This window comes from Arthrobacter sp. ov118 (genome assembly GCF_900116495.1).
Lineage (GTDB): Bacteria > Actinomycetota > Actinomycetes > Actinomycetales > Micrococcaceae > Arthrobacter.
Window position 1 is genome coordinate 460,827 of record NZ_FPAY01000001.1, and the last position, 24,719, is coordinate 485,545.

Sequence of the window (24,719 nt, forward strand, 5' to 3'; positions counted from 1 at the left end):
AGCCTAGTCTCGGGCGGCAGCGGCTCCGGTGAGCTTTCGGCACGTGCTGTGACGGCATTCGTGCCGTGCGTCTTTCGTACACTGAGCTTCATGACATCCCGTATCAGCGAACTGGTCCTCAACTGCGCCGACCCCGAACGGCTCGCACGGTTCTGGAGTGCGGTCCTGGGCTACGTCGAGCTCGACCGGGAGGATGGGGCGATCGAGATCGGCCCGCCCGACGCCGGGTTCGGCGGCCTCCAGCCCACCATCATCCTGAGCCCCAGCAGCGACCCGCGGACCGGAAAGCTCCCCCTGCATATCGACGTCAACCCCGTCGACCGGGACCAGGATGCCGAGCTGGAACGGTTGCTCGCCCTCGGCGCCCGTCCCGCCGACGTGGGGCAGACCGGCGACGAGCAATGGCACGTCCTGGCCGACCCTGAGGGCAACGAGTTCTGCCTCCTGCGCAAGCGGCTTGAGCCCTAATCAGGGCGCAGCTGAGGAGGCAAGCTCAAGTTCCGGCGCCACGGAGTTGCGCCGCAGGGCGATGAGCCAGCACGCCAGGAGCGCCACGGCGCAGAAGACCCCGGCGCTGGAGGCCGATATCCAGAGGCCGGGCGTCTGGATATCGAGGTTTTCCGCGCCCAGGGCTTTGCCGATGGTCTTCGGCGAGAACAGGAACACCAGGAGTGAAATGCCCAGCGCCCCGCCCATCGTCCAGCGCATCCGGGCGTAGCGGCGCGGAGTTTCCCGCAGGGTCCAGGCGAAGGCCGGAAAAACCGCGGCGACCCAGACCCAGTGGTGGGACCACGACACGGGGCTGACCAGCAGCATGGTGAGCGCCGTCGCCGACACCGCGACGACCCGGGCACCCTGATCGCTGGCGGCCTTGATGACGCTTGCCCCCAGGGCCACCACCATCAGGCTCAGCACCAGCCACGGCACTGTGACGGAGGCTTCCGGGACGCCGAAGTGCAGCAGCGCACCCTTGAGGGACAGGTTGTCCACATAGCCCGCTCCGCCCAGACGGGACGTGTCCGGCAGCATCTCGAACCAAAACTGCACGGACTCGACGGGACGCAGCAGCCAGCCGAGTACCACCGTGGCGGTGAAGCCGGCGGCCATGTTGAGCAGTCCACGCCAGTCCTTGCGGACCAGGTAGTACAGGCCGAACGCCAGGGGCGTGAGTTTGATGCCTGCGGCGACGCCCACCAGGAAGCCGCTGCCCGGGAAGCCGCGGGTCCAGCGCCGGTTGCGGGCCAGCAGATCCGCGGCCATGAGGCCCATGAGTAGGACATTGATCTGGCCGAACATCAGGGTCTCCCGCCACGGGCCGAGATTCAGCACCGCCAGGACCAGCACCGCGGCGGCCCAGCAGTTGCCCGGGGACCGGAAGGTGGCGCGCCAATCGCCTTTGGCGTTCCAGTAGCGGACCGTGCGGACGGCGGCCAGGACCGCCACGATCGCGCCCGTGGCGTTGAACAAGGCCAGGGCGGTCGCTTGGGGCAGCCGGGCCAGCTGGCTGAACAGCACGGCGGCGAAGGGCGGATAGGTGAACTTCAGCGCCGGTCCGCCGGCCCAGTCCACATTTCCCGCGTACAGGCCCGACGGCGCCGCCCCGGCGTCATTGAGGATTTTCCCGGCGTACCAGTAGACGCTGAAGTCCAGGCCCTCTTTGCCCCAGACGCCCAGCGACATCCAGATGAAGTAGCCGACGGCAACGACCACCGCACCGGCGGAGAGCCAGGCTAGCGTTCCCACGGCCGACTTCGGCATGGGCAACTCCGGAACGGGCAACTTCGGAACGCGCCGTTGCGGCACGGGGGCGGTCCCGGCGGTGGTCGGCTGCGCGTGGCTGTCTTCGGAATCGAGCACTGACATGTTTTCCCCGATCGGGCTGCTGGTGTAGACGCTGGCCGCTGGTCGGTTTCGTCCGGGCGGCGAAACGCGCCCTCGCTGTCGGTCAGTCTACAGAACAGCTAAGCCGGAACCGGGACCGTGTCCGTTTCCCGGGCGTGCTTGCGGATGGTTGCGCTGATGACGGCGGCGATCGTGCACATGGCAGCGGCTGCAAACCAGGCGTAGGTGTACTGTCCGGTGGCGTCACGGATGGCGCCGGCAGCCAGGGCGGCGGCCGCCGCACCGAGCTGGTGGGCCGCGAACACCCAGCCGAACACAACGCTGCCGTCGGCGCCGAACACCTGGCGGCAGATGGCGGCGGTCGGCGGCACCGTGGCAACCCAGTCCAGGCCGTAGATGACCACGAACACGATCATGCTGGGCTGAACCGTGGCGCTGAGCAGCAGCGGCAGGACCAGCAGCCCGATCCCGCGGAACTGGTAGTACACGGCCAGCAGGATCCGGGGGTTGAAGCGGTCCGTGAGCCAGCCGGAAGCGATGGTGCCGGCGATGTCGAAGATGCCGACGACGGCGAGCAGGCCTGCCGCGGTGGTCTCCGGCATGCCGTGGTCATGGGCGGAGGGGATGAAGTGGGTGCCGATCAGCCCGTTGGTGGTTGCGCCGCAGATCGCGAACCCGGCCACGAGGGCCCAGAAGGTACGGACCTTGCTGGCGCGTTTGAGCACCTGCAGGGCCCGGACGGCCGCGTTGCGGCGCGGCTCCGCCGAGGCCCGATCCGCCGAGGCCGGTTCCGCGGAGACCGGCTCCGTCGGCGCCGGGTCAGCGGGCCCGGCGACGGCGGCCGGCGTGGCCCCGTACGGCAGCACGCCGACGTCGGCCGGGGAGTTCTTCAGGAACATCAGCACGAGCGGCACCACGGCGAACGCGCCGGCGGCGATGAGGAGCGAGGCCTGCCGCCACCCCGAGTCCTGGGCCAGGACCGCAATGAAGGGCAGGAACACGAGCTGCCCGGCGGCACTGCCGGCGGTGAGGATGCCGATCACCAGGCCGCGGCTCTTGGCGAACCAGGTGTTGGCGATGGTGGCGGCGAAGACCAGGGCCATGGACCCGGTGCCGAGCCCGATCAGCAGCCCCCAGGTCAGCAGGATCTGCCAGGACTGGGTGACGAAGACCGTCAGGGCGCTGCCGGCGCCGATCAGCACGAGGGCCACGGCCGTGACGGCGCGGATGCCGAAGCGTTCCATCAGGGCTGCCGCGAACGGTGCCGTGAGCCCGAAGAGCACGAGGTTGATGCTGACCGCGGCAGAGAGCACGGTGGTGGACCAGCCGAACTCGTCCTGCAGCGGCACCATCAGCACGCCCGGCGCTGCCCGGAACCCGGCGGCGCCGACGAGCGCGAGGAAAGCCACGGCGGCGACAGTCCACGCCGGGTGGATGCGGCGGCGGACCGGTGCGGGGGTCTGCGTGGTTTCGGGGGCGCTCATGCGGCGGTTCCGTTCTGGACAGGGGTCCCGGTGCCGGCCGAGGCCAGGGGCACGGGGTCCGCGGTGCGGGTGAGGCTGTGCCAGCTCGTGTTGGCGGCCGTCAGCGGTTCCCCGCAGGCCGAACACGTATCCGCCGAGGAAGTCCTCTCCCCGCAGCCGCTGTGGATGACGAACATGTGAGCCTGCCCGGAAGGAGCCGGGAGGTGCTTTTCGGCCCAGATGACGACGGCGTTGAGCACCGGGAGCGCGTCTTCGCCCTTGGGGGTGAGGACGTATTCCTGCCGGGTGCGGCCGCCGTCGTCGTAGGGCCGCCGGGTGAGGAGGCCGGCCTCCACGAGCCCGGCGAGCCGCCGGGTGAGGACGGAATCGGCCGCCCCGAGGCGGGCCTTCATGGCCTCGAAGCGGCCGTTGCCGAAGAACACTTCCCGCAGGACCAGCATGCTCCAGGGATCGCCGAGGATGTCGAGGCCGCGGGCCATGCTGCAGGTCCGCTGGGACCAGTCGGATCGAAGTGCCATGCGGCCACCCTAGCTGACTCTCTTAGAGAAAGCTAGGGTGGCCGATTCTGCCGCTAGACGGCGTCTAGCTGCCGGCGTCCAGGGCGGAAAGCGCGGCCTCGAGGTCCGCGATGAGATCCTCGACGTCCTCGATGCCGCACGAGAGCCGGACCAGGTTGACCGGCACGGCCAGTTCGGTGCCCTTGACGGACGCATGCGTCATTTCCGAGGGGTAGTTCATGAGCGATTCGATCCCGCCCAGGGACTCGGCGAGCGTGAACACGGAGGTCGACTCGGCCACCTTGCGCGCCGCGGCCTCGCCGCCCTTGAACTGTACGGAGATCATGCCGCCGAACTTCTTCATCTGCTTTTTGGCCAGCTCATGGCCGGGGTGGGAGGGCAGGCCCGGGTACAGAACGGCCTCCACTTCGGGCCGCTCCAGCAACCACTCGGCCACGGCCTGGGCGTTGTCACTGTGCCGGTCCATGCGCACCCCGAGGGTTTTCAGCCCGCGGGTGGTCAGGAACGCGTCCATCGGCCCGGACACGGCACCGACGGCGAACTGCACAAAGCCGATCTTCTCGGCCAGCTCGGGATCGTTGACCACAATCGCACCGCCCACGACGTCGGAATGCCCGCCGATGTATTTCGTGGTGGAGTGCACCACGACGTCCGCGCCGAAGGCCAGCGGGGTTTGCAAATACGGGGAGGCGAAGGTGTTGTCCACGACAAGGAGGGCGCCGGCGTCGTGTGCCACCTTGGCGAGGGCCTCGATGTCGGTGATCTTCATCATCGGGTTGGACGGGGTCTCCACCCACACGAGGCGGGTCTTCCCGCCGGCTGCGGCGCTGGACGCGCCTCCGGCCGCGACGGCCTTGGCGACGGCGTCGACGTCGGACATGTCCACCGGGGTGTTCCCGATGCCCCACTCCCCCAGGACGCGGCTGATGAGCCGGTACGTTCCGCCGTAGGCGTCATTGCCCAGCACGATGTGGTCGCCGGGCCGGGTGAGGGCGCGGATCATCGAGTCCTCGGCGGCCAGGCCGGAGCCGAAGGAGAACGCCGCGGCCCCGCCCTCCAAGGCGGCGAGCTGCTCCTGCAGCGAGTCACGCGTGGGGTTGGTGCCCCGGCCGTACTCGTACCCGGCACGCAGGCCGCCGATGCCGTCCTGGGCGTAGGTTGAGGAGAAGTGCACGGGCGGCACCACGGCGCCGGTGCGCGGCTCGAAGGCCTGGCCGGCGTGCACGGCGCGGGTGTTAAAGCCGGCGTTCTTCGCGGATGAGCTTTCTGGCTGGGTCATGGGGCTCCTTGAACTGGTCAGTTGCTGAGGTAGGCGAGGAGGTCGTGGCGGGTCAGGATCCCCACCGGGGCACCGACGAACGTCACCATGAGGGTGTCGGCGTCGGAGAGGAGTTCGCGGGCGGTCGAGATCGATTCGAGCGAGCCGATCACGGGCAGCCGGGCCTCCATATGTTCGGAGATCTTGTCCGAGAGCTTGGCCTCGCCCCGGAAGAGCTTGGCCGTGAGCGTGCGCTCGTCCACAGCGCCCAGCACCTCGCCCATGACGACGGGCGGCTCCTGGGACAGGACGGGGATGTGTGAGACGCCGAACTCGTTCATGATGTTGATGACATCGCGGACGGACTCGTTCGGGTGGATGTGGACCAGGTCCGGGAGTTCACCGGTCTTGGCCTTGAGGACCTCGCCCACGGATGCCTCGTCGCCGCTGGCCAGGAAGCCGTAGGAGCGCATCCACTGGTCGTTGAAGATTTTCGCCAGGTAGCCGCGGCCGGAATCCGGCAGGATGACCACCACGACGGCGTCCGCCGGGAGATCCTGGGCGACCTGCAGCGCGGCCACGACGGCCATGCCCGAGGAGCCGCCTACCAGCAGGCCCTCTTCGCGGGCCAGCCGGCGTGTCATCGCGAAGGAATCGGCGTCGCTAACGGCAATGACGTCGTTCGGGACCGACTTGTCGTAGTTCGCAGGCCACATGTCCTCCCCGACGCCCTCGACGAAGTAGGGCCGGCCCGTGCCGCCGGAGTACACAGAGCCGGCGGGATCGGCACCGATGATCTTCACGACGCCGCCCTCGGCCTCGGGCCGTCCGGCGGAGACCTCTTTGAGGTACCGGCCGGTGCCGGTGATGGTGCCGCCGGTACCGGCGCCGATCACGCAGTGCGTGATCCGGCCGTCGGTGTCGTGCCAGATCTCGGGACCGGTGGTTTCGTAGTGGCTCGCCGGGGCGGCCGGGTTGGAGAACTGGTCCGGCTTGAACGCTCCGGGGATTTCGGTCACGAGCCGGTCGGAGACGCCGTAGTAGCTTTGCGGGCTGTCCGGCGGGACGGCGGTGGGCGTGACCACCACTTCGGCGCCATAGGCCTCGAGCACGGCGCGCTTGTCTTCGCCGACCTTGTCCGGCACGACGAAGATGCAGCGGTAGCCCTTCTGCTGGGCCACCAGCGCCAGGCCGACGCCGGTGTTGCCCGACGTCGGCTCCACGATGGTGCCGCCGGGCTGCAGTTTGCCCGTCCGTTCGGCCTCGTCGATCATCTTGGCCGCGATGCGGTCCTTGATCGAACCGCCGGGGTTCAGGTATTCCAGTTTCACCAGGACGGTGGCTGCGATGCCATCGGTCACGTGGTTGAGTTTGACGAGCGGCGTGCGGCCGATGAGGTCCAGAACGGACTGGGCGTACTTCATAGGTACAAAGCTACCGTCTCCGGCGGGCATGCTGCTGGCAGGTGCGCGGCGCCTCACGCGCCGTGCCTTCAGGCGCCGATGTCGTTCGCCGGGTTCGCCGCGGCCGCGCCGCCCTCCGGCGCCGCGTTTTGCCACAGCCCCACGATATTGCCCTCGGTGTCGCGGAAGTAGGCGGCCCAGCCCATGGTGCCCACCTCCTGCCGGGGACTGACTGTGGCGCCGCCAAGGGACTCGATTTTCTCCAGCGCCGCATCGATGTCGTCAACGTCGATGGTGATGACGGGGGAAGTGACAGTGCCTTCCCGGCGGAACATGCCGCCGTTGATCGCTCCCGGTTCCGAGGGCATGCCCGATTCGTCCGTCTGCGTGGTGGTGATCGTGGTGTAGCTCAGCTCCGGCACCGGATTGACCTTCCAGCCGAACGCCGAACTGTAGAACTTCCCCGCGCGGACCTCGTCGTCGGCGGGGATTTCGAAGTGCACAACTCCTCGGGCCATGACGCTCACCTGACATTTCCGGGGTGTGGGACCAATGTGGGACCAAGGGCCGGGGCGCGGGCGGTCCACGCCTCAACCGGATTGTAGCCCCGCCGCGGGCTGCGGGTTAAGGGCCGTCCTGCCCGGTCTTTTCGGCCCGACGCGGCCGCTGTCACGGGGGCGTGGGAACATGTTCGGGTGACCATCGCAGACGTCCCCGCCGGCCTTGCCGCCGCGGCGGACGCCTCCCTGCGGTGGCATCCCGGCGGCCCCTTCGATCTTCTCCAGACCATCGGACCGCTGCTGCGGGGCCAAGGGGACCCGGCAATCCGGACGGCCCCGGACGCCGTGTGGCTGGCGTTCACGACGCCGGCCGGTCCCGCGACGCTGCGCCTGGCAACTACGGGGCCGAGGGCGGATCCGGCGGTTGACGCGCAGGCCTGGGGGCCCGGGGCTGCCGACGCCGCAGGCTCTGTCCCGCGCCTGCTGGGCCGCGACGATGACTGGACAGCCTTCGACGAACCCGCCTTCCACGCCACGCTCCCCCGGATGGTCATCGAAGCCCGGCGACGGAACGTGGCGGTGCGGCTGCCCGCAACCGGCCGGATGATCGACTCGCTCGTGCCGACAATCCTGGAGCAGAAGGTCACCGTGATTGAGGCCCGCCGCGGCTACCGGTACCTGATGTACCGCTTCGGGACGGCTGCGCCGGGCGCCGGGTCGGTGGCTCCGGCCAACCTCCTGCTCCAGCCCACCCCGGCCCAATGGCTCCGCATCCCGTCCTGGGAATGGCACAAGGCCGGAGTGGGACCCCAGCGCTCGGCGACCGTCATGCGCGCGCTGCGCTCCGCCGTCGGCCTCGAACGGCTCGCCGTCCTGCCCGCCGCGGAAGCCGGGGCGAAGCTGCAGACCATCCCGGGGATCGGCGTGTGGACAGCCGCCGAGGTGGTGCAGCGCACGCACGGCTGCCCGGACTCGATCGCGGTGGGCGACTACCACCTTGCGGCCTACGTCGGCGCGGCCCTGACCGGCCGCCGCACGGACGACGCCGGCATGCTCAGGCTGCTGGCCCCGTGGGCGGGTCACCGGCAGCGGGTGGTCCGGATGCTGGGTCTCAGCGGCTTCCGCAAGCCCACCTTCGGCCCGCGGATGACCATCCAGGACCACCGCGGCCACTGAGCCCCGCCAACACACTGCAACGCGGGGTCACCTACGGCCCATTGGAGGCCCACTATTGGGCGCGATGTGACCCCGCGTTGGAACGGCGGGCCAGGAAACGCGGGTCAGGGAACGCGACGAAGAATCGACTTCATGCGGGCGATCAAACCTTCGAAGCGCTCGGCAAGGTCATCGGCGTTGACCTTGAAATAAGCCCACCCGGCACCGCGGAAGGCTTCGTCGCGACGGTTGTCCCGGGACTGTTGTTCCCGCGTGAGGTGATGGGCGCCGTCGTACTGAACAGCGAGCCGAAAGCGCCGGTATCCCAGGTCGGCGGCGGGGGAGCAGTCATCATGCGGATCGAGCCTCAGCTGCAGCTCCGGTTCGGGCAGGCGCGCGTCTATCAGCGCGAGTCGCAAGAATGTTTCCGGGAACGAATCCGCTCCCACGCGCATCTCGTCCAGGGCCAGCCGCGCCTTCTCCACACCTTTCATGTTGGGGTGCTGACGGATGAGCAGCCGCAGGCCCTCCTTGTAGGCGTAGGGCTCGGACCTGTTTTCAAGTCCCGGGCGCGGGATGCGGATCAGCTGGTCGCCCATGGCGATGAGGTAGTTCAGCGGCAGCACGGCGGCCAGATCCAGCCAGGTCCGCGGGGGCGCGGTCACAGGGATGCCGCCGATGTCGGTCAGCTCGCCGGGGATCAGGCGCACGCGGTGGCCGGTGACGCCTGAGCGTCGCACCCGGGGCAGTTCATGCGGCTTGCTGAGATGGATGGTGAGGCACTGGCCCATCCATGGCGGCAGGCCAAGCGGTGTCAGGACGGCGGCGGTTTCGTGGGACACCCAGGCTCCCGGGGTCGCGGCCGCCAGGACCCGGGCCCGTTCGATGACCTCAAGCGGCCGGCCTGCCGGCAGATAGATGAGCCGGCCGCCGTCGGACAGGTTCTTGGCCCGCAGCCGCTTCGGCGGGACAGCGAGCGCTCGGGACTCGTAGACGGTGAACGGCGCCCGGCCAAGTCCTTCCGGGAGTGGCGTGCTGCGGACCATGGGCACCATTGTGACCCCGCGCCTCGGACCGTGCAGGAGTTATCCACAGGAGCCCGGAGTTCCTGCAACGCGGGGTCACTTACGGCCCATTCAGGGGGAATTATTGGGCGCTAAATGACCCCGCGTTGCTGTTCGTGGCCACGCTAGAGCCCGAGTCGGGCCGCTGCCTCCCGGCGCATGTCGACCTTGCGGATCTTGCCGGAGACGGTCATCGGGAAACTCTCCCGGACGTCCACGTACCGCGGAATCTTGTAGTGCGCCAGCTTGCCGCGGCAGAACTCCGCCAGGCTCGCCGCATCCAGCGGCCCGGCCCCGGGTTTCAGAATGATGCAGGCCATCAGTTCCTCGCCATACTTTGCGTCCGGGACGCCGATCACCTGCACGTCCTGGATATCGGGGTGGGTGTAGAGGAACTCCTCGATTTCGCGCGGGTAGACGTTCTCGCCGCCGCGGATCACCATGTCCTTGATCCGGCCCTCGATCACCAGATATCCCTCCTCGTCCATGCGGGCGAGGTCCCCGGTGTGCATCCATCCGTCGGCGTCGATCGCCTCGGCGGTTTTGTCCGGCTGGTCCCAGTACCCGCGCATGACGGCGTAGCCGCGGGTGCACAGTTCGCCGATCGCGCCGCGCTCCAGCACCTCCCCCGTGGCCGGGTCCACCACCCTGCTCTCCAGGTTCGGCATGGTCCGGCCCACGGTCACGGTCCGCTGGGCCATGGTGTCCACGCTGCGCGTCATCGTGGAGACCGGCGAGGTCTCCGTCATGCCGTAGCAAATGGCGACGTCGGACATGTTCATTTCGGTGATGACCCTGTTCATCACCTCGATCGGGCACAGTGATCCGGCCATGACGCCCGTGCGCAGTGTGGAGAGGTCGTAGGAGGCAAAGTCGGGCAGGGCGAGCTCGGCGATGAACATGGTTGGCACCCCGTACAGCGAGGTTCCGCCAAAGTCCTGCACCGCCTCCAGCGCCGCGGCGGGCGTGAACGCCCGGCCCGGGAGGATCGTGGCGGCGCCGTGGCTGAGCGCCGCCAGGTTCCCGATCACCATGCCGAAGCAGTGATAGAAGGGCACCGGGATCACCACCCGGTCGTGTTCCGTGTAGTCCAGCAGCTCCCCGATCGAGTAGCCATTGTTGAGGATGTTGTGGTGCGTCAGCGTGGCGCCCTTCGGGAAGCCCGTGGTGCCGGAGGTGTACTGCAGGTTGATCGGATCATGCGCATCCAGCTCCGCCATGCGCGCCTGCAGGGCAGAATGTCCGACGTCGTCAGCCCGCTTGAGCAGCTCGGCGTACGTGCGCTCCGCCTTACTTTGCGGCTCTCCGGCGGTCAGCCCGTCCGCCCCGGCGTCCGGGAGGAAGACCAGCTCGCGCAGCTCCGGGCAGGACGCCAGGGCCTGCCGGCCCATCGCGGTGTAGTCGCTGTTGCGGTCCGACGGCGCGGTGACCAGCATGCGCATGCCGTTCTGCTTGACCACGAACTCAAGCTCGTGGCTGCGGTAGGCGGGGTTGACGTTGACCAGGATGGCCCCGGCCTTCGCGGTGGCGTACTGCAGGATGGTCCATTCGGCGCAGTTGGGGCTCCAGATGCCGATCCGCTCGCCCTTCGCGACGCCCAAGGCGAGGAGCGCACGCGCCAGGCGGTCAACGTCGTCGTTCAACTTGGAGTAGCTCCACCGCCGGGCCTCTTCGCCGGGCACCGCCGCCGCCTCGATCAGGGCATCGTGGTACGGGAACCGCGCCGCGATCCGTTCGAAGTTCGCGCCGATGGTGTCCTCGAGCAGCGGAACGTCAGTGTCCCCGGCTGTGTAAGCAAGCATGATGTGACGCTACCAACTGGCCGGAGGCAAAAGAAGGGCAAAGCTTGGAAGCCCTATGAAATTTTCCGGTCATCTTCCGACGCCGGCGCGGGCGCCCGGTAGGGTAATTGGCATGAGCGCACCCATTGACCTGCTGGCCACCTTCATCCCCAACGACGGCGAATTCTTCCGCGTGAAGCTCGCCCTGGAGATCGCGATAGACGAGGTGGTCAACGAGCCCGGTTGCATCCGCTACGAACTCACGGAAGCCACCGCGGACAAGCTGGTGCTGACCGAACGGTGGGCAAGCCAGGAGGATCTGGATAAGCACTCCAAGGGCACCGCCCTCCAGGATCTGAACGAATCGCTCAGCGCACTGCTGGCCGAGCCGGTCAAGGTCGAAAAGCCCTAGGCACCCGCGTCTCAGCAACGGCGCAACAAACGCGGGGTCACTCCGCGCCCATCCTTGGAGGATCCATGGGCGCGGAGTGACCCCGCGTTGCCTTTAAGCCGTGGGGGTTCAGGCGCCCGGGATCTGGGTGCCGTCCTGCTTGCCCGCCGCTGCGGCGGCCTCGGCCTGGGAGCGGGCCACGTGGGCGTGGACTTCGTCCATGTCCAGTGCCTTGACGGCGTCGACCACCTGCTCCAGCTGCTGGGCGTTCAGGGCGCCGGGCTGCGAGAACACGAGGACCTTTTCGCGGAAGGCCATGAGCGTGGGGATGGACGTGATGCCAGCCTCCGCAGCGAGCTGTTGCTCGGCTTCGGTGTCCACCTTGGAGAAGACAACGTCCGGGTGTTTCTCTGAGACTGCTGAGTACGTGGGGCCGAACTGCTTGCACGGGCCGCACCATTCGGCCCAGAAATCGACAAGGACGATGTCATTATCCTCGACGGTCGATGCGAACTGTTCACCTGTGATGTCTACGGTAGCCATGAGTCAACGGTACGGGTCCAGTCGTGGAATGTCTCCGGCATTTCGCTGTTGGCACATCCGGGCAGGCGGGCCGATTCCTCAGGTCCAGGCGTGCGGCGCCGGACGCCGGGCACCGGGCAGGGCGTTGGATTCACGCCATTCATGGATCCACCCGGGCAGTTCCAGATCCGCCGGCGGGGCGCCGAATTCGCGGAGGATTTCCGCCTGACTGACGGGCTGGCCCTTGCTGAGGAGCCGGGTGGCGATGTGGGCGCGGGCGTAGACCTCGCCGTCCACCACCATCCTCTGTTCGAAGTAGATGGCTTTTGAATCCAGGCCGATGATCCTGGATTCAATGGTGTACCGCTGCCAGAGTTGCAGCGAACGGCGGAAGGCGATGGTCTCCCCCGCCGCCACCGGGGTCCAGCCCCGGCGGCGCATCTTTTTCCACGCTCCGCTGCGGGCCATGAGGTCGAAGCGGCCAAGGTCCATGAGCGAGAAGTACATGCCGTTGTTCACGTGCATGGCGATGTCGATATCCGTGGGGCAGGACCCGCAGCGGAAGCGAGGAGCTGTCCCAGATACTCAGGGGAGGCCGGCGGGAGGACGTGAACAGCAGCAGGAGGGTCCGGAGCAGAAGGTGCATGCGATCATGTTACCCGCGAGTAACAACGGTGCCAAGGGATATTGACCGCCCGGTGGGTGAGGAACATAATCGGAATCGGTACTAGCTTCTGACACGACTGCGCCGACCACGAGGCCGACGGCAGAGCATTCAAACGGAAAGCGGTCGTCCTTATGAGTACTGCCCATCATCATCCTGTCGCTTCGACTGGCTGGACCGGTTGGGTCCGCTTCGCCGGAGTCATTCTGATCATCAACGGCGTCTTCACCGGCCTCCAGGGTCTCGTGGCGCTCACCGGTCCCGATACGTACTACTTGTCGGCGCCGGGCACGCTGTTCCTCTTCGATGCGAAGGGGTGGGGCTGGTGGAATTTGGCGATCGGGGCCGCGTTGATCCTCACCGGTGTCGCGCTCTTCTCCGGTGCAACGTGGGCTCGGGTCGTTGGTGTCATCGTGGCTGGCGTCAGCGCGGTGGTGCAACTGATGCTCATCCCCGAACAGCCGTGGTGGTCCTTCATTATCATCGCCATGAACGTGCTGATTATCTACGCGATCATCGCCCACGGCGAGGAACTAAGGGCGGAACAAACGCCTCCGGCAAGCACCCCTTAGGACGCCGGTACAGCATCCGCCAGTACAGGATTCTTTCGTCAGTACAGGATCCGTTGAAACAACACGTGGTCCTGCCATGATCCCGCGATCTTGAGGTAGGCCGCGGCCCGGCCGATTTCCTCGAACCTGGTCCGCTTCAGGATCCGCTGTGACGCGGCGTTCTGTGGCAGGGTGGCAGCCTGAAGCCGGTGCAGCCCCAACTCTGTCCGGGCGGCCTCGACGGCGAACTCGACGGCGGCCGAGCCGATCCCCCGCCCGGTCATCTCCTTGTCCACCCAGTAGCCGAGGTGGCCGCTGAGGAACGGGCCTCGGACAATCCCGCTGAGGTTCATCACACCGACCACCCGGGCTCCTTCGACGAGGACCCAGGGCACGTCCGACCCCGCGACGAATAACCCGAGCTTGGATTCGATGCTGGCTGCCTGTCCGTCGACGGTGAAGAATTCATCCGACCGCGTAGGCTCCCAGGGCGCCAGGTGCTCACGGTTCCGCAGATAGGCATCGGCGAGGCGGCCGGCGTCGGACCGGCGCAGCACCCGCATCCGCACAGTACCGGTCAAAGGGACACTGTTCTCGGTCATCCGCAGAATTCTAAAGGATCATCCGGAACGGCGCAGATGTCCTGCTGCCAGGCCGGCAGCGCCGCAATGAACGCGTCCACCCGGGCGTCTCGCCGCGTCAGGTTCTCAGGAGCTGACGTCATCATCGTCCTCGTTCGGATCCGCGCCGAGGAGGGTGACACTGGTCACCCCGGGCACTTCCATGAGGGACGGGACAAGTTCGCGCAGCGGGACAGAACCATGGAAACGGATGTTCATGAGAACGATCGGTTTGTCTTCATCGCCCGATTTCTTGGTGCTGAGGATTGATGAGCTGAAACCCATGCTCGTGGCGAGCTCCAGCACCTGCCGCAGCACACCTTGGTTGTCGGCATAGCCCAGATGCAGGACCCGGTTGGTGTCCGGCGTGGGTATCTTCCGGACCGCGGGAGACACCACATACAAGGTGATCAGGTGGAAGGCAGTCAACGACACTGCAAGGGAAAGCATTCCTGCCCCGCACGCCATGCCGACGGCGGCAGACACCCAGATGCTGGCGGCCGTTGTGAGCCCCCGGACAACGTTCCGCCCCTTAAAGATCACCCCCGCGCCGAGGAACCCGATGCCGCTGACAATCTGGGCCGCGATGCGGGTCGGGTCCAGTGTGCTGCCTGGTTCCTGAACGTAGGAGAAGCCGTACGCAGAGATCAGGGTGAAGGTGCACGATCCCAAGCCAACCAGAACATGGGTGCGGTATCCCGCGCTTTTTTGCCGGACCTGCCGCTCGACGCCGATCAGGGAACACAGGAAGAATGTCGCCAGCAAAAGCAAGACTTCCACCAGTGTGGTCCCGGTGAACAGTCCATATGCGTCGCGCATCCCGCCCTCCGACTCGGCCCGAGTGGCGTCGGCTAACTCTGAAGTGCCCCAACCCCGCGGTGCGCCAACGGCCCTCGAGGTTGATACTACCGCCGCACTATGACGGGGAGTAGGGGCGGTCCTGCTCCGCTCAGGAGGCTTTCCCCTGCACCGGATCGGTGCTTGGATGGAGGCGGCAGTCGTCCGGAGGAGGAAACCATGGAGGATCTCTATGACCTTCAACGCTTTGTCGATGCCCAGGACGGGGGCGGAACCTATGCTCAGGCTCTGGCAGAACTCCGGCAGGGCTCCAAGCGCAGCCACTGGATGTGGTTCGTCTTTCCGCAATTGGCAGGATTAGGGCGGAGCGCGACCTCGCGGAAGTACGCCATCGCCACCCTTGCTGAGGCGGCCGCCTACCTGCGGCATCCGGTCCTCGGCCCGCGCCTGCTGGATTGCACCGCCGCCGTGGCCGCCGTCGAAGGCCAGAGTTCCGAGGACATCTTCGGCGGCATCGACTCGCGGAAGCTGCATTCGTGCATGACGTTGTTCCACCGGGCGGCTCCGCATGAGCCCCTGTTCCAGCGCGTGCTGGAGCAGTACTTCGGCGGATTGCCCGATCAAGTTACCGAGCAACTCCTCGAGCCGGGATCGTAAAAACGGTCCTAAGCACGGTCCTGTGCACTGTTGCCGGGCCCCGTCTGGCCCGTTTCCGGCCTATCCGGTGGCGGCTGTCAGCGCAGTAATCAGGCGTTCCATCCGGGCGACGCCGGCGAACCGGCCGGCGTTGTCCGTCACCAGCAGGGGCTCGAAGCGGCTGGCGGCCGGCCGCGTCATGGACCGCGCCAGGGCGTCCCGGATGGGCGTATCGAGATTGACGCGCATCCCGGCGGTGACCACGCCCAGCGCGGCGTCTTCGGCGTTGAGCACCGCGATCGGCCGCAGGTAGTCCCCCATCAGCACCACCGACTGCAGCGCCGGGTTCTCGGCGAACACGGCGGCGGCGGTTTCGGTGCTCATAGCGGTTGTCGCCGGTTCCAGGACGTCCCTGACGGTCGTGTTGTGTGCCACGGGGGCTTTCGCCGCGAGCCGGTGGGCCACGTCCACGTCGATGCCCGCCCACGGCGCAGCGGGTCGGCCCAGGCAGTAGCCCTGAACCAGGGGGACGCCGAGCGACACGAGCGCATCAAGCTCCTCGACGCGCTCAACACCCTCCGCCAGGATCCAGGCATCGACCCGGCTGGCGAACGCGCCGAGCATGCCGATCAAGGCCCGCTTCGCTTCGTCACGGTCGACATCCTGGATGAGTTCGCGGTCAATCTTGATCAGCGCGGGCCGCAGCGACAACAGGTGCCGCAATCCCGCGTAGCCGGCCCCGGCGTCGTCGACGGCGATCAGGGCGCCGGCGGCGCGCAGCTGGTTCAGGTCCGGCTCCAGGTCCACGTAGGAGTCGATGGGCGTCTGCTCGGTCAGTTCGATGACCAACCCGGCCAGGTTCCCTTCGTTGCGCCAGACGCTCCGGATACTTTCGGTGGGCAGCAGTTCCGGCGAGACGTTGAGCGTCAGGAAGCAGTTGGGCGGAAGTGTGCCGCGTGCGGCCAGCGCGGTCCGGATGGCAGCGGACTCCAGCTCTTCTGCCTTGCCATGCCGCCGCGCGGCGGCGAACCACGCCTCGGGGTTCTTTTCGGCGAAGCCGGGGAACCGTGCCAGCGCTTCGTAACCGACCACGGTGCCACGCGCCGTATCGACGATCGGCTGATACGCCGCGGCCAGTCCTTCACCGCGGCAGGCGGCCGCCAAGAGCTCGTTCCAGTCGGGTGCGGCAACTTCGCCGGCGCCGGGAGGGCGACCGTCTGCCGCAGGACTCAACTAACCGGCACGATGGCTTTGTGCACTGCCTGGACGACATCGGCCGGCAGTTCGACCAGGCCGTGCGTTTCGGCGGCATGGGTTGCTACGTTAACCAGAATCTCGTCGTCGGTGCTGCACACCCAACGGGCCTCGCAACCGGGGACTACATCACCACAGGCGAACGATTTCACTATGCTCCTCAGAACTGACACAAACCGGGATTGACACGAACTGCTCCACCCTACTCCCGCGTAACCCAAAACGTGGCCCAAAACACGCTGCGAGATTCTGGGGCCGAAATTCTTCACTGGGACCGACTAGGACCCACCAGGTCCGACCTGGATTATGACCGGTTGGACTCGGACCCGCTGGACTAGGAACCGCTGGACTAGGACCCGCTAGTCGGGGCCGCTTTGGCCGCAGCTTCAATGCGGCGCCGGTGCGCGGCCCATCCTTCGGCCGTGCGGTCCGAAAGATTCGGATCCCCGGGGCGCATGCCGGCGTTCCCGTCGATGAGTTCGCGCAGAATATCCGCGTGGCCGAGGTGGTGTGCCGTCTCCACGCACATGTGCACGAGGATTTGGTGCAGGGTCACATGCCTGCGCTCCTCCGGCCACCAGGGCACCTCGCCCGGTGCGTCGAGGGCGAGCGCTTCGATGGTGGCGTCGGTGTGGGCGGCCGAAAAGTGGTGCAGTTCCACGATCTGCTCCCGCGTCTCGCCGGGGGCCGCCCACATGTCGGCGTCCGGCTCTGCGTCGTCGGCGAGCCACGGCAGCTCCAGCTCGGACGGGCGGCCGAAGACTTCCCCGAAATACCCCAGTTCCACGCTGGCCACGTGCTTGACCAGGCCCAGCAGGTTCGTTCCGGTCGGCGTGAGGGGCCTCCGCGCGTCGTACTCGCTGACGCCGTCGAGCTTCCCCAACAGGCCCTCCCGCCGGGTGCGCAGGTAGTGGTGCAAGATCGCCTTGTCGTCCATGACGGGCACTATACCCAAACAAAGGAAATGCCTCCGGAACCTATCGGTTCCGGAGGCTTTCCAAGGGTGGCAGATGAGGGATTCGAACCCCCGTAGGCGTTGCCAGCTGATTTACAGTCAGCCCCCTTTGGCCGCTCGGGTAATCTGCCGAACTTCAAAAGAAGATCACTCGCGGTTTCCAGTTTCGGACGGCCTGTTTCCAGTCCGTTCCGCTTCCAGCACCCGCGGGCAAGACAACTTTACAGAACTTCTGCCGAAGAATCGAATCGGCGCTCTGGCGGGCCAAAATGCCCCGAAAGTCAGGCGTCTCCGAGAAGGCGCCCCGCCAGTCTGGCCTCGAACCGCGCTGCCTGCTCCGGAGTGACCTGGTTGAGCTGGACGGCGCGGGCCAGATCGGCGTGGACTCCGTCCATGCGGGCCGACGCATCGGCGGCCGGGCTCAGAATAATGGAGGCCGCGAGCGCGGCGGCGGCAATGGAAGTCGCCCTCACAGCCAGGCTGCCGGCAGCGGCGGCGGTAGTGCGGGTGACGTAGCGGACGGCCTTGCGGTGCATGTTCCTGCCTTTCAGCATTGGTTCCAACTTTTGCAACCTTTCCCGGCCCGGCTTCGTTCCCGCCGTGATTGAGCTATGAGCGGACTGTGAAACCGGAGCGCGCCGGCCGGCCTCCAGATCCGGGGCATCCGTACTAGGCTGGAACGCAGACATCCCGGCCTCACCTTAGGCACCCGGCAACCATCAGGAGGACAGTCATGGCAGGCGAATCCACGTTCGACGTCGTCAGCAAGGTAGACAAGCAGGAAGTCGCCAACGCGCTGAACCAGGCGCAGAAGGAAATCGCCCAGCGCTACGACTTCAAGGGGGTCGGCGCCGAGGTTGATTTCAGCGGCGAGAAGATCCTCATGAAGGCCAACTCCGAAGAGCGGGTGCTGGCAGTGCTCGATGTCCTGCAGTCAAAGCTCATCCGCCGCGGCATCTCGCTGAAGTCCCTCGACACCGGCGAGCCTTTCGCTTCCGGCAAGGAGTTCCGGCTCGAGGCCTCCATCAAGGAAGGCATTGCCCAGGATCTCGCTAAGAAGATCAACAAGCTGATCCGGGACGAGGCCCCCAAGTCAGTAAAGTCGCAGATCCAGGGCGATGAGCTGCGGGTGACGTCCAAGTCCCGCGACGATCTCCAGGAGACCATGGCGCTGCTGAAGAACTTCGAGGAAGCCGACCTGCAGTTCGTCAACTTCCGCAGCTAATCACGGTTCCACCGCATGATTACAGGGGCCTTGCTTCCCCAGTCCGCACAGAGTCCGCAGAATCCCCGAGGACCGCAGCGATCAGCCTTGATCCTGCGGTCCTCGTCTTGTCTTCGGCAGTGGGCCAGAGGTGGGAGTACGTGTTCAAGGTGATCGACGGCGCGGCATGGCCTAGAGCCCGCTGCACGGTAACGACGTCGCACCCATCAGCGATAAGACCGGAGGCGTAGAAGTGCCGGAGATCGTGAAGGGTGAACTCGCCTATGCCGGAGGCCTCGCGGACCTGCCGCCAGCGGTCTGCCGCTGAGTTGCGGTTGAAAATAGGTTCCGCCCAACCCAAACAGCCATCTCTCATCACCGAAGACGCCGACTGTTTGCACATGCAGGGCTAAGACCTGGATCAGTTCATCAGCCACGTAGACCACCCGCTCTGAGCCATGCTTGGGCGGGACTACCTCAGCGTTAGCTTTGGTGCTTCCTTGGATTTGCCGAGAGACGCTGATGGTCCTGCGCAGGAAGTCCACGTCCGCCAACTGCAAACCCGCCGCCTCGCCCAGCCGCAGCCCCGCGAACGCGCAGACGGAGACGAAAGGGGCAAACCAGTCCGGAGCTGCCTCCAGCGTAGCTACGGACCGGGATCCGCCGGCCCCGCTCAAATCCTCGGCGCAGCCATGACCTATAACATCGAGTAGCCTTCCGAACTCGGCATGTACAGAATGGACTCACGGATCCAATCCCTCGCCGAATCGGACGGCTGACGTACGGGCCATACCGCCGCTCGACAGAGAAAGCCCCCGCGGCACAAATAATCAGCCGCGGGGGCATCCGTTAGGAACGTGGGGCCTGCACGATTCGATTACTCCGAATCGCCCTTGGCCTGACGTTCGCGAATGTTCTTCGCGATCTCGTCAATCTTTTCTTTCACGATCTTCCCGGCTTCCGAGAGGCTCTTTTCCGCGCTGGCCAGCGGATCTGCCTGCAAATAGACGTTCTGACCAATGGGCAGATCATACTCATCCTTCAAATGGGTGCCGCCGGCGACCCCAAGGAGAGCTAGATATACCTGCGCCTCAGTTTTTGCAATGCCGGCGATCGTACCGAAAACGACGGTGAATTCATTGGACTGAAAGCTGACCGTCTGGCCGACATGCCGCCGATCAAGCTCACCGGCCGGCACGGCCTTCTCTGACTGACTTCCGATGTAGTTCATAGACTTCTCCAGTTCGTCGAGGACACGTACCAGAGCAGTCTATAAGCGGCTCCGCGGCATTACCGGCGCCACCCAACACGACCCGATCAGTTGAGTCGGAAGGACAGCATGGCGACCTCGTTGAGCGAGCCCCGTTCGAGGAGTTGGAGCCCGGCTATGAGTTCATGCGGACCCCCGTGTGCGGCTGTAACTGCCATCAGGGTGGTTGGAATCGAGGCCACGACAGAGACGCCCAGCGAGGATGATCCGAACCGTAAACTTCCGCAGCTGACCGGAGTCGACAGCCGGTTCCGGCGTCGCGTCGTGGGTTCCCTGCAGGCGGTGCGTCTACTGCAGAGGCCTGCCGGCCATCCGCTCCAGCCGGCCGATCCGTTCGGCCATCGGCGGGTGGGTGGAGAACATCTTGGCCACGCCTCCGCCGCGGAACGGGTTGGCGATCATCATGTGGGAGGCGTTGACCAGCCGCTGGTCCTGCGGCAGTGGCGCCGCTTGCACGCCCTGTTCGATCTTGCGCAGGGCGGAGGCGAGTGCCAGCGGATCTCCGGTGAGCGCGGAGCCGTCTTCGTCGGCGTCGTACTCCCGCGTCCGCGAGATGGCCATCTGGATCAGGGACGCGGCGAAAGGGGCCAGCAGCGCCATCGCGATCGCGGCGAACGGGTTCGCGTTGCGGCGGTCCCCGCCACCGAACAGCAGCATCATCTGGGCCACCGAGGTAATGACGCCGGCGACGGCGGCGGCCACCGACGCCGTCAGGATGTCCCGGTTGTAGACGTGCATCAGTTCATGGCCCAGGACGCCGCGGAGCTCGCGGGCGTCCAGCAGCCTCAGGATGCCCTCGGTGCAGCAGACCGCCGCGGTCTGCGGATTCCGGCCGGTGGCGAAGGCGTTCGGCGCCATGGTGGGCGAGATGTAGATCCGCGGCATCGGCTGGTTGGCCCTGCCGGACAGTTCCCGGACGATCTGGTACAGCTGAGGCGCCTCGGCCTCCGTGACGGGAAAGGCCTGCATGGACCGGATGGCGAGCTTGTCGCTGTTCCAGTACCCGTAGGCGGTGGTGCCCACGCCGATCAGTGCCATGATCCAGATCGGCGCGGCGCTGCGGGTCCCGGCTGCGATGAAGGCCCCCATGCCAAGCAGCACCGCCCAGAGCACTCCGAAAAGGGCCGCAGTCTTCAATCCGTTGTGATGCTGGTGCACGGGTCCTCCTGATGCCTAACTTCAACTACCAAGAAAAACGAACCGCTACGGTACCGGGTTCCGCGCATCGTACTGCAGGAACCCCGACTGCTCCCGGGCTCCCGGCTGCAGGCGGCCGCCCGACTGCAGGTGGGCCACGGTCCAGGCCACGGCAACGCACAGCACGCCGCCGAGCACCAGGACCCAGCCCTCGTTCAAAAGTTTAGTCGCGCCGCCTGCAAGCATGTCCCCGATCCGGGGTCCCCCGGCCACCACCACGACGAATACCCCCTGCAGCCGTCCGCGCAGGTGGTCCGGTGTGGAGGCCTGCAGGATGGTGGTCCGGAAGACGGCGCTCACGGAATCCGCGATTCCAGCCAGCGCGCAGCACACGGCGGCGGGCAGCAGCCACACCGTCACGCCCCCGCTGCCGGATTGGCCTGCGAAGACGACCATCAGGCCGAAGGCTGCAATCGAGGCGCCCCAGCCCATCACCGACCAAACGACGGCGGCGCCCTGCCGGCAAACACCGCCCAGCGGCCCCGAAAACAGCCCGGCCAGGAACGCCCCCACGGCCGTGGAGGCCAGCAGGATGCCGACCGTCGCCTCGCCGCCGCCGATCATCAGCGCACCGATGGCAGGCAGCAGCGCCCGGGGCTGGGCGAAGATCATTGCCACAAGGTCGATCACGAACGTCATCCGGAGGTTGGGCCGGGTGCCAAGGAACCGGAAGCCCTCCAGCACCGATCGCAGTCCGGCCGGCCTGGCGTGTTCGCCGGGCGGCATGGACGGCAGTTTCAGGAGCGCCCAGAATGCAAAGGCGAAACTGACGACGTCGATTGTGTATGTCCAGCCGAAGCCGATCCAGGCCACGAGCACGCCGGCCAGCAGCGGGCCGGCGGTCATGGTCAGTCCGAAGCTCATCATGTTCAGGGCGTTGGCGGCCGGCAGCAGTTCCTTGCGCACCAGGACCGGGATGATGGCGCTGCGGGCCGGCTGGTTGATGGCCTGCGCGCCGCTCTGCACCGCCACCAGCGCATACAGCAACCACACGTTGCCCAGTTGCAGCCAGGCCTGCAGGGCGAGCGCGGCTGTGGTCAGCCAGAGGACGGACGAGGCCAGGAGGGCTACTGTGCGGCGGTCGTGCGCGTCGGCGATGGAGCCGCCCAGGAGGCCGCCGAATACGAGCGGCACGAGGGCAAAGATGCTCAGCAGGCCGACGTAGAGGCTGTCCTGGGTGAGCCGGTACACCTCCAGGCTGACCGCCACCAGGGTCAGCTGGCTGCCGAGTGCGGAGACGGCGGACCCGAGCCACAGGCGACGGAAGGCCGGACTTTCGCGCAGCGGCGTGACGTCCGCCAAAAATTTCCCCACCGTGCAACTCTAGCGGCGGGCAAAGCTAGCGGAGCGCAACGCTAGCGGCGCGCACCTACAGCGGCGGAGCGCGGGGACCCGTGACACGGACGGACTAATTAGCCTCACCTTATTGTGAGACAGTCAAAATAAGTGCTTGAATGAGACCATGACGGATTCCTCGGGCACCCACGACGCATGGGCGGCCGCCCTGCGTGCCCACGGTCGCCGGGTGACCAAACAGCGCCTGGCGGTGCTGGCCGCCGTCGAACATCACCCGCATTCGCCGGCGGAGGCGATCCTTGCCGCCGCCCGGCAGGAATTGCCGGAGCTGACCGCCCAGTCCGTCTACGTGGTCCTGGGTGACCTCACCGATCTGCACATGCTGCGCCGCTTCGAGCCACCGCACTCCCCCGCGCTCTATGAGACCCGGGTGGGAGACAACCACCACCATGCCGTGTGCATCAGTTGCGGCCGCGTGGAGGACGTCGAATGCGCCGTGGGCCACGCGCCCTGCCTCACCCCGCACTGGGACGCCAACGCGAAGCCAATGACCATCCAGATCGCGGACGTGCTGTACCAGGGCATCTGCCAGGACTGCCAGCGCGCCCAACAACTTCCTTCCGAACAAAACTAAGAAACCCAACCAAAGGAGAAAGATGACTGAGAGCATCTCTGCGCCCGCCGTGTCCACCACACAATCCGGCGCGCCCGTCACTTCCGACGCCCACTCGAAGTCCGTCGGCGCCGACGGAGCCATCATCCTCACCGACCACTACCTGGTCGAGAAGCTTGCCCAGTTCAACCGCGAGCGGGTTCCGGAGCGTGTTGTGCACGCCAAAGGCGGCGGCGCTTTCGGCACCTTCAAGGCCTCCGAGGACGTCTCGAAGTACACCAAAGCCGCGTTCCTGCAGCCCGGTGTCGAGACGGACATGCTCATCCGCTTCTCCTCCGTCGCCGGCGAGAACGGCTCGCCCGACACCTGGCGTGACCCGCGCGGCTTCGCAGTGAAGTTCTACACCACCGAGGGCAACTACGACCTCGTGGGCAACAACACCCCCGTCTTCTTCATCCGCGACGGCATCAAGTTCCCGGACTTCATCCACTCGCAGAAGCGCCTCCCGGGCAGCCACCTGCGCGACGCCGACATGCAGTGGGACTTCTGGACCCTCTCCCCCGAGTCCGCCCACCAGGTCACCTGGCTCATGGGCGACCGCGGCCTGCCCGCGTCCTGGCGTGAAATGCAGGGTTACGGCTCGCACACCTACCAGTGGATCAACGCCGAGGGCGAGCGCTTCTGGGTCAAGTACCACTTCAAGTCCAACCAGGGCGTCAAGAACATCACCGGCGACGAGGCCGAGGCCCTGGCCGGCTCGGACGCGGACTTCTACATCCGCGACCTGCAGGAAAACATTGCCGCCGGCAACTTCCCCTCCTGGGACCTGCACGTCCAGGTCATGCCGTACGAGGACGCCAAGACCTACCGCTTCAACCCGTTCGACCTGACCAAGGTCTGGCCGCACGCGGATTACCCGCTGATCAAGGTCGGCACCATGGAACTGAACAAGAACCCGGAGAACTACTTCGCGCAGATCGAGCAGGCCACCTTCGCGCCGTCGAACTTCGTGCCCGGCATCGCCGCGTCGCCGGACAAGATGCTGCAGGCCCGCATCTTCTCCTACGCCGACGCGCACCGCTACCGCGTGGGCACCAACCACGCCCAGATCCCGGTGAACCAGCCGAAGAACCAGGTGAACAACTACAGCCAGGACGGCGCCGGGCGTTACCACTTCAACGCCCCCTCTGTTCCGGTTTACGCGCCGAACTCCGTCGGCGGCCCGGCCGCCGTGGAGCCGCAGAACCCGGCCGGCGGCTGGGAGAACGACGGCGCGCTCACGCACTCCGCGCACTCCCTGCACGCCGAGGACAGCGACTTCGGCCAGGCCGGCACCCTCTACCGCGAGGTCTACAACGAGGGCGAGAAGGCCCGTCTGCTGGAGACCGTCACGGGCGCCGTCAGCGGCGTGAAGAGCCCGGGCATCAAGGAACGCGCCATCCAGTACTGGACCAACGTCGACGCCGAGTTCGGCGCCAAGCTCCGCGCCAACCTGGGCGCAGGGCAGACCGAGTCCGACGCCGAAGCAGCAACGAAGTACTAATTGCTTCAGCCGGTCACGAGACCGGCTAATCGCTTCAACCGGTGAAAAGGAACCCCGCCGCGGCAAAGCCCGCGGCGGGGTTCCTTGCGTCTGCGCCCTTCACCAGGCGTTGTGGTGACGGAAATGACGGGCGGGCGTCCGTCTCCGTCTAGGATCAAACGTGTGAAGCAGGCGTAATAGCGCAGAGCCTAACCGCTGGT

27 protein-coding genes, 1 tRNA gene and 1 pseudogene are annotated in these 24,719 nt (G+C 66.7%); 8 read left to right on the plus strand and 21 right to left on the minus strand.

Going from position 1 to position 24,719, the window contains the following annotated elements:
* Positions 1-90 precede the first annotated feature (90 nt).
* Entirely contained in the window at positions 91-468 is a 378-nt protein-coding gene (locus BM372_RS02120; protein WP_090952859.1) for a VOC family protein, read from the plus strand.
* On the opposite strand, the gene BM372_RS02125 is transcribed toward BM372_RS02120, so the two are convergent.
* The 6 genes from BM372_RS02125 to BM372_RS02150 form a co-directional block, all read right to left on the minus strand.
* Entirely contained in the window at positions 469-1,863 is a 1,395-nt protein-coding gene (locus BM372_RS02125; RefSeq protein ID WP_256213991.1) for a glycosyltransferase 87 family protein, read from the minus strand. It abuts the gene before it with no gap.
* Positions 1,864-1,961: 98 nt separating this feature from the next.
* The gene (locus BM372_RS02130; RefSeq protein ID WP_090951154.1) at positions 1,962-3,326 is read right to left on the minus strand and encodes an MFS transporter; all 1,365 of its coding nucleotides are present in this window, start codon (positions 3,324-3,326) and stop codon (positions 1,962-1,964) included.
* The gene (locus BM372_RS02135; RefSeq protein ID WP_090951158.1) at positions 3,323-3,844 is read right to left on the minus strand and encodes a winged helix-turn-helix transcriptional regulator; all 522 of its coding nucleotides are present in this window, start codon (positions 3,842-3,844) and stop codon (positions 3,323-3,325) included. The genes BM372_RS02130 and BM372_RS02135 overlap by 4 nt, the downstream gene beginning before the upstream one ends.
* 64 nt (positions 3,845-3,908) lie before the next feature.
* Complete coding sequence (locus BM372_RS02140; RefSeq protein ID WP_090951161.1) at positions 3,909-5,123, minus strand: cystathionine gamma-synthase; 1,215 nt, start codon at positions 5,121-5,123, stop codon at positions 3,909-3,911.
* 17 nt (positions 5,124-5,140) lie between these two features.
* A complete protein-coding gene (locus BM372_RS02145; RefSeq protein WP_090951164.1) occupies positions 5,141-6,526 on the minus strand; it encodes a cystathionine beta-synthase in 1,386 nt (461 codons plus the stop codon).
* 68 nt (positions 6,527-6,594) lie between these two features.
* Positions 6,595-7,023 (minus strand): VOC family protein, encoded by a 429-nt coding sequence (locus BM372_RS02150; RefSeq protein ID WP_090952863.1) that lies wholly within the window; start codon positions 7,021-7,023, stop codon positions 6,595-6,597.
* A 177-nt stretch (positions 7,024-7,200) separates the two neighbouring features.
* On the opposite strand from BM372_RS02150, the gene BM372_RS02155 reads away from it, so the two are divergent.
* Positions 7,201-8,181, plus strand: coding sequence for a DNA-3-methyladenine glycosylase family protein (locus BM372_RS02155; protein WP_090951167.1), 981 nt, complete (start codon positions 7,201-7,203; stop codon positions 8,179-8,181).
* A 104-nt stretch (positions 8,182-8,285) separates the two neighbouring features.
* Here the strand turns inward: BM372_RS02155 and BM372_RS02160 are convergent, their stop codons facing one another.
* Together BM372_RS02160 and BM372_RS02165 are read right to left on the minus strand one after the other, a co-directional pair.
* Positions 8,286-9,206, minus strand: coding sequence for an endonuclease domain-containing protein (locus tag BM372_RS02160; RefSeq protein WP_256213992.1), 921 nt, complete (start codon positions 9,204-9,206; stop codon positions 8,286-8,288).
* Between the two features lie 143 nt (positions 9,207-9,349).
* Positions 9,350-11,026, minus strand: a complete 1,677-nt coding sequence (locus tag BM372_RS02165) for an AMP-binding protein (RefSeq protein ID WP_090951172.1) — start codon at positions 11,024-11,026, stop codon at positions 9,350-9,352.
* A gap of 112 nt (positions 11,027-11,138) precedes the next feature.
* Between BM372_RS02165 and BM372_RS02170 the strand changes: the two genes are divergently transcribed.
* Complete coding sequence (locus BM372_RS02170) at positions 11,139-11,417, plus strand: putative quinol monooxygenase (protein ID WP_090951175.1); 279 nt, start codon at positions 11,139-11,141, stop codon at positions 11,415-11,417.
* Between the two features lie 108 nt (positions 11,418-11,525).
* Here BM372_RS02170 and trxA read toward each other — a convergent pair whose 3' ends face one another.
* Entirely contained in the window at positions 11,526-11,939 is a 414-nt protein-coding gene (gene trxA / locus BM372_RS02175) for a thioredoxin (RefSeq protein WP_090951179.1), read from the minus strand.
* Between the two features lie 78 nt (positions 11,940-12,017).
* Positions 12,018-12,564 (minus strand): annotated as a pseudogene (locus BM372_RS02180) (acyl-CoA thioesterase).
* 152 nt (positions 12,565-12,716) lie between these two features.
* Between BM372_RS02180 and BM372_RS02185 the strand changes: the two are divergent.
* Complete coding sequence (locus BM372_RS02185) at positions 12,717-13,154, plus strand: DUF7144 family membrane protein (protein ID WP_177235854.1); 438 nt, start codon at positions 12,717-12,719, stop codon at positions 13,152-13,154.
* 38 nt (positions 13,155-13,192) lie between these two features.
* Here BM372_RS02185 and BM372_RS02190 read toward each other — a convergent pair whose 3' ends face one another.
* Positions 13,193-13,735 (minus strand): GNAT family N-acetyltransferase, encoded by a 543-nt coding sequence (locus BM372_RS02190; RefSeq protein WP_090951183.1) that lies wholly within the window; start codon positions 13,733-13,735, stop codon positions 13,193-13,195.
* 105 nt (positions 13,736-13,840) lie between these two features.
* The gene (locus BM372_RS02195; protein WP_090951187.1) at positions 13,841-14,572 is read right to left on the minus strand and encodes an MgtC/SapB family protein; all 732 of its coding nucleotides are present in this window, start codon (positions 14,570-14,572) and stop codon (positions 13,841-13,843) included.
* A gap of 198 nt (positions 14,573-14,770) precedes the next feature.
* Between BM372_RS02195 and BM372_RS02200 the strand changes: the two genes are divergently transcribed.
* Positions 14,771-15,208, plus strand: a complete 438-nt coding sequence (locus BM372_RS02200; protein WP_090951190.1) for a DUF1810 domain-containing protein — start codon at positions 14,771-14,773, stop codon at positions 15,206-15,208.
* Positions 15,209-15,268: 60 nt separating this feature from the next.
* Here the strand turns inward: BM372_RS02200 and BM372_RS02205 are convergent, their stop codons facing one another.
* The 5 genes from BM372_RS02205 to BM372_RS02225 form a co-directional block, all read right to left on the minus strand.
* Positions 15,269-16,420 (minus strand): EAL domain-containing protein, encoded by a 1,152-nt coding sequence (locus BM372_RS02205; RefSeq protein WP_090951193.1) that lies wholly within the window; start codon positions 16,418-16,420, stop codon positions 15,269-15,271.
* Positions 16,417-16,593, minus strand: coding sequence for a DUF1059 domain-containing protein (locus tag BM372_RS02210; RefSeq protein WP_090951196.1), 177 nt, complete (start codon positions 16,591-16,593; stop codon positions 16,417-16,419). Before BM372_RS02210 ends, BM372_RS02205 begins: the two co-directional genes overlap by 4 nt.
* Before the next feature lie 197 nt (positions 16,594-16,790).
* On the minus strand, positions 16,791-17,378 hold the full coding sequence (locus tag BM372_RS02215; RefSeq protein ID WP_090951199.1) for a DinB family protein: 588 nt from the start codon (positions 17,376-17,378) through the stop codon (positions 16,791-16,793).
* A 67-nt stretch (positions 17,379-17,445) separates the two neighbouring features.
* Positions 17,446-17,527 (minus strand) — tRNA-Tyr (locus BM372_RS02220).
* Between the two features lie 150 nt (positions 17,528-17,677).
* A complete protein-coding gene (locus BM372_RS02225) occupies positions 17,678-17,932 on the minus strand; it encodes a hypothetical protein (protein WP_090952867.1) in 255 nt (84 codons plus the stop codon).
* Positions 17,933-18,129: 197 nt separating this feature from the next.
* On the opposite strand from BM372_RS02225, the gene BM372_RS02230 reads away from it, so the two are divergent.
* Positions 18,130-18,621: a YajQ family cyclic di-GMP-binding protein gene (locus tag BM372_RS02230; RefSeq protein WP_090951202.1), complete on the plus strand. Its 492-nt coding sequence runs from the start codon at positions 18,130-18,132 to the stop codon at positions 18,619-18,621.
* A gap of 19 nt (positions 18,622-18,640) precedes the next feature.
* Here the strand turns inward: BM372_RS02230 and BM372_RS21210 are convergent, their stop codons facing one another.
* The 4 genes from BM372_RS21210 to BM372_RS02250 form a co-directional block, all read right to left on the minus strand.
* The gene (locus BM372_RS21210; protein WP_371261688.1) at positions 18,641-19,003 is read right to left on the minus strand and encodes a tyrosine-type recombinase/integrase; all 363 of its coding nucleotides are present in this window, start codon (positions 19,001-19,003) and stop codon (positions 18,641-18,643) included.
* A 474-nt stretch (positions 19,004-19,477) separates the two neighbouring features.
* A complete protein-coding gene (locus BM372_RS02240; RefSeq protein ID WP_090951204.1) occupies positions 19,478-19,831 on the minus strand; it encodes a hypothetical protein in 354 nt (117 codons plus the stop codon).
* Between the two features lie 327 nt (positions 19,832-20,158).
* Positions 20,159-21,028, minus strand: coding sequence for a zinc metalloprotease HtpX (gene htpX, locus BM372_RS02245; RefSeq protein WP_090951207.1), 870 nt, complete (start codon positions 21,026-21,028; stop codon positions 20,159-20,161).
* Between the two features lie 45 nt (positions 21,029-21,073).
* On the minus strand, positions 21,074-22,381 hold the full coding sequence (locus tag BM372_RS02250; protein WP_090951210.1) for an MFS transporter: 1,308 nt from the start codon (positions 22,379-22,381) through the stop codon (positions 21,074-21,076).
* A 148-nt stretch (positions 22,382-22,529) separates the two neighbouring features.
* Here BM372_RS02250 and BM372_RS02255 point away from each other — a divergent pair, with 148 nt between their 5' ends.
* Positions 22,530-22,997 (plus strand): Fur family transcriptional regulator, encoded by a 468-nt coding sequence (locus BM372_RS02255; protein ID WP_090951212.1) that lies wholly within the window; start codon positions 22,530-22,532, stop codon positions 22,995-22,997.
* A gap of 22 nt (positions 22,998-23,019) precedes the next feature.
* Positions 23,020-24,519 carry a catalase gene (locus tag BM372_RS02260; protein ID WP_090951218.1) on the plus strand — a complete coding sequence of 500 codons (1,500 nt, stop codon included), beginning with the start codon at positions 23,020-23,022 and terminating at the stop codon, positions 24,517-24,519.
* Positions 24,520-24,719 lie beyond the last annotated feature (200 nt).

What these genes read in the sequence shown, in the direction of transcription:
- BM372_RS02120 (WP_090952859.1), top strand. Translation starts at nt 91, where the DNA reads ATGACATCCCGTATCAGCGAACTGGTCCTCAACTGCGCCGACCCCGAA.
- BM372_RS02125 (WP_256213991.1), bottom strand. Translation starts at nt 1,863, where the DNA reads ATGTCAGTGCTCGATTCCGAAGACAGCCACGCGCAGCCGACCACCGCC.
- BM372_RS02130 (WP_090951154.1), bottom strand. Translation starts at nt 3,326, where the DNA reads ATGAGCGCCCCCGAAACCACGCAGACCCCCGCACCGGTCCGCCGCCGC.
- BM372_RS02135 (WP_090951158.1), bottom strand. Translation starts at nt 3,844, where the DNA reads ATGGCACTTCGATCCGACTGGTCCCAGCGGACCTGCAGCATGGCCCGC.
- BM372_RS02140 (WP_090951161.1), bottom strand. Translation starts at nt 5,123, where the DNA reads ATGACCCAGCCAGAAAGCTCATCCGCGAAGAACGCCGGCTTTAACACC.
- BM372_RS02145 (WP_090951164.1), bottom strand. Translation starts at nt 6,526, where the DNA reads ATGAAGTACGCCCAGTCCGTTCTGGACCTCATCGGCCGCACGCCGCTC.
- BM372_RS02150 (WP_090952863.1), bottom strand. Translation starts at nt 7,023, where the DNA reads ATGGCCCGAGGAGTTGTGCACTTCGAAATCCCCGCCGACGACGAGGTC.
- BM372_RS02160 (WP_256213992.1), bottom strand. Translation starts at nt 9,206, where the DNA reads ATGGTCCGCAGCACGCCACTCCCGGAAGGACTTGGCCGGGCGCCGTTC.
- BM372_RS02165 (WP_090951172.1), bottom strand. Translation starts at nt 11,026, where the DNA reads ATGCTTGCTTACACAGCCGGGGACACTGACGTTCCGCTGCTCGAGGAC.
- BM372_RS02170 (WP_090951175.1), top strand. Translation starts at nt 11,139, where the DNA reads ATGAGCGCACCCATTGACCTGCTGGCCACCTTCATCCCCAACGACGGC.
- trxA (WP_090951179.1), bottom strand. Translation starts at nt 11,939, where the DNA reads ATGGCTACCGTAGACATCACAGGTGAACAGTTCGCATCGACCGTCGAG.
- BM372_RS02185 (WP_177235854.1), top strand. Translation starts at nt 12,717, where the DNA reads ATGAGTACTGCCCATCATCATCCTGTCGCTTCGACTGGCTGGACCGGT.
- BM372_RS02190 (WP_090951183.1), bottom strand. Translation starts at nt 13,735, where the DNA reads ATGACCGAGAACAGTGTCCCTTTGACCGGTACTGTGCGGATGCGGGTG.
- BM372_RS02195 (WP_090951187.1), bottom strand. Translation starts at nt 14,572, where the DNA reads ATGCGCGACGCATATGGACTGTTCACCGGGACCACACTGGTGGAAGTC.
- BM372_RS02200 (WP_090951190.1), top strand. Translation starts at nt 14,771, where the DNA reads ATGGAGGATCTCTATGACCTTCAACGCTTTGTCGATGCCCAGGACGGG.
- BM372_RS02215 (WP_090951199.1), bottom strand. Translation starts at nt 17,378, where the DNA reads ATGGACGACAAGGCGATCTTGCACCACTACCTGCGCACCCGGCGGGAG.
- BM372_RS02225 (WP_090952867.1), bottom strand. Translation starts at nt 17,932, where the DNA reads ATGCACCGCAAGGCCGTCCGCTACGTCACCCGCACTACCGCCGCCGCT.
- BM372_RS02230 (WP_090951202.1), top strand. Translation starts at nt 18,130, where the DNA reads ATGGCAGGCGAATCCACGTTCGACGTCGTCAGCAAGGTAGACAAGCAG.
- BM372_RS21210 (WP_371261688.1), bottom strand. Translation starts at nt 19,003, where the DNA reads ATGTGCAAACAGTCGGCGTCTTCGGTGATGAGAGATGGCTGTTTGGGT.
- BM372_RS02240 (WP_090951204.1), bottom strand. Translation starts at nt 19,831, where the DNA reads ATGAACTACATCGGAAGTCAGTCAGAGAAGGCCGTGCCGGCCGGTGAG.
- BM372_RS02255 (WP_090951212.1), top strand. Translation starts at nt 22,530, where the DNA reads ATGACGGATTCCTCGGGCACCCACGACGCATGGGCGGCCGCCCTGCGT.
- BM372_RS02260 (WP_090951218.1), top strand. Translation starts at nt 23,020, where the DNA reads ATGACTGAGAGCATCTCTGCGCCCGCCGTGTCCACCACACAATCCGGC.